9 protein-coding genes are annotated in these 6,547 nt (G+C 68.6%); 4 read left to right on the top strand and 5 right to left on the bottom strand.

Going from position 1 to position 6,547, the window contains the following annotated elements; genetic code table 11:
• Positions 1-296 (top strand): hypothetical protein (locus IF88_RS48210; RefSeq protein ID WP_234323691.1); only part of this gene is annotated, 296 nt, incomplete at its 5' end.
• Positions 297-437: 141 nt separating this feature from the next.
• On the opposite strand, the gene IF88_RS0125660 is transcribed toward IF88_RS48210, so the two are convergent.
• Positions 438-1,079, bottom strand: a complete 642-nt coding sequence (locus IF88_RS0125660) for a DNA-3-methyladenine glycosylase (protein ID WP_030717072.1) — start codon at positions 1,077-1,079, stop codon at positions 438-440.
• 115 nt (positions 1,080-1,194) lie between these two features.
• On the opposite strand from IF88_RS0125660, the gene IF88_RS0125655 reads away from it, so the two are divergent.
• The 3 genes from IF88_RS0125655 to IF88_RS0125645 all read left to right on the top strand — a co-directional run bounded on the left by IF88_RS0125655 (position 1,195) and on the right by IF88_RS0125645 (position 3,226).
• A complete protein-coding gene (locus IF88_RS0125655) occupies positions 1,195-1,977 on the top strand; it encodes a sporulation protein (RefSeq protein WP_030717068.1) in 783 nt (260 codons plus the stop codon).
• A 62-nt stretch (positions 1,978-2,039) separates the two neighbouring features.
• A complete protein-coding gene (locus IF88_RS0125650; RefSeq protein ID WP_030717065.1) occupies positions 2,040-2,573 on the top strand; it encodes a YbhB/YbcL family Raf kinase inhibitor-like protein in 534 nt (177 codons plus the stop codon).
• Positions 2,574-2,722: 149 nt separating this feature from the next.
• Positions 2,723-3,226: an HNH endonuclease gene (locus IF88_RS0125645; RefSeq protein WP_030717062.1), complete on the top strand. Its 504-nt coding sequence runs from the start codon at positions 2,723-2,725 to the stop codon at positions 3,224-3,226.
• Positions 3,227-3,285: 59 nt separating this feature from the next.
• Here the strand turns inward: IF88_RS0125645 and IF88_RS0125640 are convergent, their stop codons facing one another.
• The 4 genes from IF88_RS0125640 to IF88_RS0125625 form a co-directional block, all read right to left on the bottom strand.
• Positions 3,286-4,056, bottom strand: a complete 771-nt coding sequence (locus tag IF88_RS0125640; protein WP_030717059.1) for a sulfite exporter TauE/SafE family protein — start codon at positions 4,054-4,056, stop codon at positions 3,286-3,288.
• Between the two features lie 90 nt (positions 4,057-4,146).
• Positions 4,147-5,133, bottom strand: a complete 987-nt coding sequence (locus tag IF88_RS0125635) for an SPFH domain-containing protein (protein WP_030386458.1) — start codon at positions 5,131-5,133, stop codon at positions 4,147-4,149.
• 84 nt (positions 5,134-5,217) lie between these two features.
• Positions 5,218-5,646, bottom strand: coding sequence for an NfeD family protein (locus tag IF88_RS0125630; protein ID WP_030717055.1), 429 nt, complete (start codon positions 5,644-5,646; stop codon positions 5,218-5,220).
• A gap of 51 nt (positions 5,647-5,697) precedes the next feature.
• Positions 5,698-6,501, bottom strand: coding sequence for an ABC transporter ATP-binding protein (locus tag IF88_RS0125625; protein WP_030717054.1), 804 nt, complete (start codon positions 6,499-6,501; stop codon positions 5,698-5,700).
• Positions 6,502-6,547: the final 46 nt, after the last annotated feature.

Below are 6,547 nucleotides of genomic sequence, written 5' to 3'. Positions count from 1 at the left end.
AACCTCATCCACCGAAGTGGACGGGGTATCAACTTCTGGCGTTGATTTTTGGCACGCTGTTGAGTTCTCAAGGAACGGACGCTTCCTTTGTACTCACCCGCAGCTACATCCGCTGGGGCTTTCCTCCGGGCTTTCGTTCTGTGTTCTTGCGTTTCCAACTCTACCAGATCATTTCCGCGCCTTGCTTCTTGGAAGAAGCAGTCGGCTTGGATTTGAATTCGGTGACCGTTGGGGGTCTTTGCCTTTCGGCGCTCCACCACGTTAGCGCTTATCCCTTGCCATTCATAATCGAGTGACCGGCGAAGGAATTCGGGCATGCCGAATAGGACCCCGCCAGGGGTAAGTCGTAGGTGGTGGGTTGGCCGCCCCGGGGGTCTGCTGATGGCAGTGCCCCGTTCAAGCGGCTCGGGCTACGTTAGGCGTGTGGTCGGTCCGAGTCAAGTTGAGCGGCGGCGTGGCGCGTGGGCGCGGTACGGGCTCACCGTCGGGTCGTGGGTTATCCAGAACCGGTACGGGTGAGCGGCGCCGGCTCCGCCGACCCCCGTGCGCGGCCCGCTGCTCACCAGGTCGGGCGAGGTGGGGGTGCCGGCGAGGAGGGACAAGGGGGAATCGGGGCCGGCGCACAGGTCGGTGCCGTCGAGGGAACGGTCCACCTCCAGCGCGGTGGCCAGACGGGCCGGCCCTTTGGCCAGTTCTCTCGGGTTTCTGGCTGAAAGCCGACGTTTGGCGGCGAGGTCGGCGCCCGTCGTGATCTCTCCGGCACGGATCAGGACCCCGCTCGCGTGGTCCGGTGGGCCGCACACCAGGTTGAGGCTGAACCACATGCCGTAGATGAAGTAGACGTACGCGTGTCCGGGCGGCCCGAACATCGACGCGTTGCGTGCGGTGCGGCCGCGGTAGGCGTGTGAGCCGGGGTCGGACTCCCCCTCGTACGCCTCCACCTCCGTGATGCGCAGTTCGATGGGGCCGTCCGGGGTACGGCGCACCAGGGTGCGGCCGAGGAGGTCCGGGGCCACGGTGAGGACCGGCCGGTCGAAGAAGGACCGGGGCAGGGGCGTACGGTCGGGGCGCGCGCTCATCCGGTCGAGCGTAGCGGAACGCGCTCTCCTGCAACCGGGGCCTAAGGTTCCGCGTTGGTAAGGGGTGGGCGCGGCGTAGTCGCCAGTCCTTAGATCCGTATCAGGGAGTTTGAGCATGGGGTTCAGGAAGCTGTTCGCGAGCCTGGGTGCCGGTGGTGCCTCGGTGGACACGATCATCACCGAGCCGAACGTCGTGCCGGGCGGCATCGTCCAGGGCGAGGTCCGGATCCAGGGTGGATCCGTGGAGCAGCAGATCGAGGGGCTGTCCGTCGGGCTGCAGGCGCGGGTCGAGGTCGAGGGTGGTGACCAGGAGTACAAGCAGGACGTGGTCTTCACGAAGCAGCGTCTCGGCGGTGCCTTCAAGGTGGAGGCCGGAGCGCTGCACGTGGTGCCGTTCGGGCTGGAGATCCCCTGGGAGACGCCGATCACCCACTTCGGGGGTCAGCACCTGCACGGGATGAACATCGGGGTGAGCACCGAGCTGGAGATCGCGCGCGCGGTGGACGCGGGTGACCTCGACCCGATCAACGTGCACCCGGTGCCGGCGCAGCAGGCGATCCTCGACGCCTTCCGTCAGCTCGGCTTCTCCTTCCGCAGCGCGGACATGGAGCGCGGGCACATCCGCGGGACGCGGCAGTCGCTTCCCTTCTACCAGGAGATCGAGTTCCTGCCGCCGTCGCAGTACCGCGGGCTGAACCAGGTCGAGCTGACCTTCGTCTCGGACGGCCGGGAGATGGACGTCGTCCTGGAGATGGACAAGAAGCCGGGTCTGTTCAGCGAGGGCAGCGACACGTACCGCTGCTTCCAGGTGGGTCTGCACTCGTACCAGGACACCGACTGGGCGGCTTACCTGAACCAGTGGATCGCCGGCGTCGGTTCGCAGCGCAACTGGTTCTAGGCTCGGAACCGCGTCCGTGCGCGGGCGCGGATCCGATGTCTCCCCCTCCCGGAGGTTCAGCAGTGTCAGACCAGAGCAGGGCACCCCTTCCGCACGACTTCCACCCCGAGGTGCCGTCCTTCACGGTGACCAGCGAGGACGTAACCGACGGAGCCGATCTGCACGCGGCCCAGGTCCTCACGGGCAAGAACATCTCGCCGCAGCTGCGGTGGGAGGGCTTTCCCGAGGGTACGAAGAGCTTCGCCGTGACCTGCTTCGACCCGGACGCGCCCACGGGCAGCGGGTTCTGGCACTGGGTGCTCTTCGATCTGCCGGTGTCGGTGACGGAGCTGCCGGCCGGAGCGGGCAGCGGGGACTTCCCGGGGCTGCCGGAGGGCGCCGTGCACGCGCGGAACGACTACGGCACGCGGGACTTCGGCGGGGCGGCTCCGCCGCGCGGGGAGCGGCACCGTTACGTGTTCACCGTGTACGCGGTGGACCGGGAGCAGCTCGGTACGGACGAGGACTCGTCCCCGGCGAGCGTCGGTTTCCATCTGCGGTTCCACGCCCTCGGGCGGGCCCAGCTGATCGGTGAGTACGAGTCGCCCGCCCGCTGATCGTTCTCCGAGCGTTTGCCCGGTCCTGGTCTAAAGAAGGCCAGGACCGGGCATTTTTATTGCGTTGTCCCGCGTGGCGCGCGCGGCCAGAGTGGTTGCGGGCCCAGCCGCCGGTGTGGTCGCGGGCCTGCACACGGGAGGTGGGCGAGATGCGGGACACGCTGGTGCTGAATGCGAGCTTCGAGCCGCTGTCGACGGTGACCCTGAACCGGGCTGTCGTCCTGGTTCTCCAGGACAAGGCCGTCGTCGAACAGTCGCATCCCGAACTGCGTGTGCGCGCGGCCACCATGGATCTTCCGATGCCCCGGGTGATCAGGCTCTGCAGGTACGTCCGGGTGCCCTTCCGAAGACATGCTCCCTGGTCACGGAGGGGGGTGCTGGTCCGGGACCAGCACCGTTGCGCGTACTGCGGTAAACGCGCGACGACCGTGGACCACGTGCTGCCGCGGGCCCAGGGGGGTGGGGACACCTGGCTGAACACGGTGGCGTCCTGCGCCGAGGACAACCACCGCAAGGCGGCCCGGACTCCGGAGGAGGCGGGGATGCCGCTCCTCCGGAAGCCCTTCGTGCCGTCTCCGGCGGACGCGATGCTGCTGGCCCTGGGGGTGGGCGCGCGGGAGGCGCTGCCGGAGTGGCTGGAGCGCTCCGCCTAGTCGGATACCCGCTCGCCCGGTAGTCGCGTGCGCTGGGCGGCGTAGCATTCCTACGTCGCTCAGCGGAGCATCAGCTGGACGATGGCGATGACGCCGACCGTCACGATGACCGCGCGCAGGACGGTCGGCGAGAGCTTGCGGCCGACCTTGGCACCGATCTGGCCGCCGATGGTGGAGCCGACGGCGATGAGGAGGACGGCCGTCCAGTCGAAGTCGGCGACGAAGAGGAAGACGACGGCGGCAACGCCGTTCACCAGGGCGGCGAGGACGTTCTTGACGGCGTTGATCCGTTGGAGGTCGTCGCGGAGCAGCAGCCCCATCAGGCCGAGGTAGAGCACGCCTTGGGCGGCTCCGAAGTAGCCTCCGTACGCGCTGGAGAGCAGCATGCCGCCGAGCAGGACCGGGCCGCCGTCGGGGTGGCTCGTGTCGCCTCCGGCTGCTTCCTGACGCCGGCGCAGGGCGGCGGCGAGCCGGGGCTGGAGGACGACGAGCACGAGGGCGAGTCCGATCAGGACGGGCACGATCGTGTCGAAGGAGTCCGACGGCAGGGTGAGGAGCAGGACCGCGCCCGCGAGGCCGCCGACGAGGGACACGGCGCCGAGCCGCACGATACGGGCGCGCTGGCCCTGGAGTTCCTTGCGGTAGCCGATGGCTCCGCTGATCGAACCGGGTACCAGGCCCAGGGTGTTGGACACGTTGGCGGTGATCGGCGGCAGGCCGGTGGCGAGCAGCACCGGGAAGGTGATCAGGGTGCCGGAGCCGACGATGGTGTTGATCGTGCCCGCGCCGATGCCGGCGGCGAGGACCGCGAGGGATTCCCAGATGGACATGGACTGTGCCATCCCCTTTGCATGAGTGAGTCGCCTCCCCGCCATGAAGGTCGAGGGGCCTCACTGATCATGCAGGAAGGGGGTGGCTGGTCAGTCGATGGGGGGCTGTTCGCGGCGGTCCGCGCCGTCCTTGTCCCGTGCGGCCGGGATGCCCCCGCCGTCCTTGCCGGTGTTCCCCGGGTTGAAGCCGGAACCGCCGCCCATGGGGCCGAAGTTGCCCATGGCGCCGGAGAGGCCCTTGAGGGCATCGCCGATCTCGCTCGGCACGATCCAGAGCTTGTTTGCATCGCCTTCGGCGATCTTCGGGAGCATCTGGAGGTACTGGTAGGCGAGGAGCTTCTGGTCGGCGTCGCCGGCGTGGATGGACTCGAACACCGTCCGGATGGCCTGGGCCTCACCCTCGGCGCGCAGCGCGGCGGCCTTGGCGTCACCCTCGGCGCGGAGGATGGAGGACTGCTTCTCACCCTCGGCGCGCAGGATCTCGGACTGCCGGACACCCTCGGCCTGGAGGATCGCGGCGCGCTTGTCGCGGTCGGCGCGCATCTGCTTCTCCATCGAGTCCTGGATGGAGGTCGGCGGCTCGATGGCCTTGAGCTCGACGCGGTTGACGCGGATGCCCCACTTGCCGGTGGCCTCGTCGAGGACCCCGCGCAGGGCCGCGTTGATCTCCTCGCGGGAGGTGAGGGTCCGCTCCAGGTCCATGCCGCCGATGATGTTGCGCAGCGTGGTGACGGTGAGCTGCTCGATGGCCTGGATGTAACTGGCCACCTCGTACGTCGCGGCCCGGGCGTCGGTCACCTGGTAGTAGATGACGGTGTCGATGTTGACGACCAGGTTGTCCTGGGTGATGACCGGCTGCGGCGGGAAGGGGACGACCTGTTCGCGGAGGTCGATGCGGTTGCGGATCGAGTCGATGAACGGGACGACGATGTTGAGGCCCGCGTTGAGCGTGCGGGTGTAGCGGCCGAACCGCTCGACGATGGCGGCGCTGGCCTGCGGGATCACCTGGATCGTCTTGACCAGTGCGATGAAGACCAGAACCACCAGAATGATCAGGACGATGATGATCGGTTGCATGCGGTTCCCCGTGCCCTTCCGGCTGTCTGTGCTGCCCCGTTGAGCGGAGTCTCGCAGACCCGCGGGCTGCGAGCAGGCTGCTTGTCACATCACGACGGCGGTCGCCCCGTCGATCTCCACGACGTCCACGGACTGGCCCGGTTCGAAACTGGTGTCCGTGTCGAGGGTGCGCGCCGACCAGATCTCGCCGGCGAGCTTGATGCGTCCCCCGCTGCCGTCCACCCGTTCGAGGACGACGGCGGATCTGCCCCTCAACGCGTCGATGCCGCTGCGGTGTTGGGGGCGCTGGTCACGGTGCCGGTTCGCGATGGACCGTACGACGGCGATGAGCGCGACCGACACGATCACGAAGACCAGGACCTGTGCCACCACTCCCCCGCCGAGGGCCGCCGTGACGGCGGCCGCCACGGCGCCGACGGCGAACATGCCGAACTCCGGCATCGCCGTCAGGACCAGGGGGATGCCCAGTCCGACCGCGCCGATGAGCCACCACACCCATGCGTCGATGTCCACATGGTCATGGTAGGTCCGGCGGGCGCGGTCCGGACAGGGTGCGGGGGCCCGTTACTGACCGAGGGGGAGGCCCTGGGCGGTCCAGCGGTCGCTCCCGTTGCGCTCGACGACCAGGGGGAGGCCGAAGCAGAGGGAGAGGTTGCGGGAAGTCAGTTCGAGGTCGATCGGGCCCGCGGTGACGACCTTGCCCTGACGGATCATCAGGACGTGGGTGAAGCCGGGGGCGATCTCCTCGACGTGGTGCGTGACCATGACCATGGAGGGGGCGAGCGGGTCGCGGGCGAGCCGGCCGAGGCGGCGTACGAGGTCCTCGCGGCCACCGAGGTCCAGGCCGGCGGCGGGCTCGTCGAGGAGCAGCAGCTCCGGGTCGGTCATCAGGGCGCGGGCGATCAGCGTGCGCTTGCGCTCGCCCTCGGAGAGGGTGCCGAACTTCCGGTCGAGGTACTCGGTCATGCCGAGGCGGTCGAGGAAGGCGCGGGCGCGCTGCTCGTCGATCTCCTCGTACTCCTCCTGCCAGGTCGCCGTCATGCCGTAGGCGGCGGTGAGCACGGTCTGCAGGACGGTCTGCCGCTTGGGCAGCTTGTCGGCCATCGCGATGCCGGCGACACCGATGCGGGGGCGCAGCTCGAACACGTCGGTGCCGGGCTTGCCGAGGGTGCCGCCGAGGATGGTGGCGGTCCCCTTGGTGGGGAAGAGGTAGCTGGAGGCGAGGTTCAGCAGAGTGGTCTTGCCGGCGCCGTTGGGGCCGAGGATCACCCAGCGTTCCCCCTCCTTCACCGACCAGGAGACCTGGTCCACCAGAGCCCGGCCCTCGCGGACCACGGATACGTCCACCAGCTCCAGAACATCGCTCATGAGCGTGTTGTCACCCCTTGCAGTCACGGTTCTCTGTGCGCCGGTA

This window comes from Streptomyces sp. NRRL F-2580 (assembly GCF_000720115.1).
Taxonomy (GTDB): domain Bacteria; phylum Actinomycetota; class Actinomycetes; order Streptomycetales; family Streptomycetaceae; genus Streptomyces.
The sequence above is the reverse complement of the archived record's forward strand: the minus strand, read 5'-3'. Positions and strand labels throughout refer to the sequence as shown.

Coding starts and splice junctions, on each gene's coding strand:
- IF88_RS0125625 (WP_030717054.1), bottom strand. CDS start 6,501: ATGAGCGATGTTCTGGAGCTGGTGGACGTATCCGTGGTCCGCGAGGGC.
- IF88_RS0125655 (WP_030717068.1), top strand. CDS start 1,195: ATGGGGTTCAGGAAGCTGTTCGCGAGCCTGGGTGCCGGTGGTGCCTCG.
- IF88_RS0125640 (WP_030717059.1), bottom strand. CDS start 4,056: ATGTCCATCTGGGAATCCCTCGCGGTCCTCGCCGCCGGCATCGGCGCG.
- IF88_RS0125635 (WP_030386458.1), bottom strand. CDS start 5,133: ATGCAACCGATCATCATCGTCCTGATCATTCTGGTGGTTCTGGTCTTC.
- IF88_RS0125660 (WP_030717072.1), bottom strand. CDS start 1,079: ATGAGCGCGCGCCCCGACCGTACGCCCCTGCCCCGGTCCTTCTTCGAC.
- IF88_RS0125645 (WP_030717062.1), top strand. CDS start 2,723: ATGCGGGACACGCTGGTGCTGAATGCGAGCTTCGAGCCGCTGTCGACG.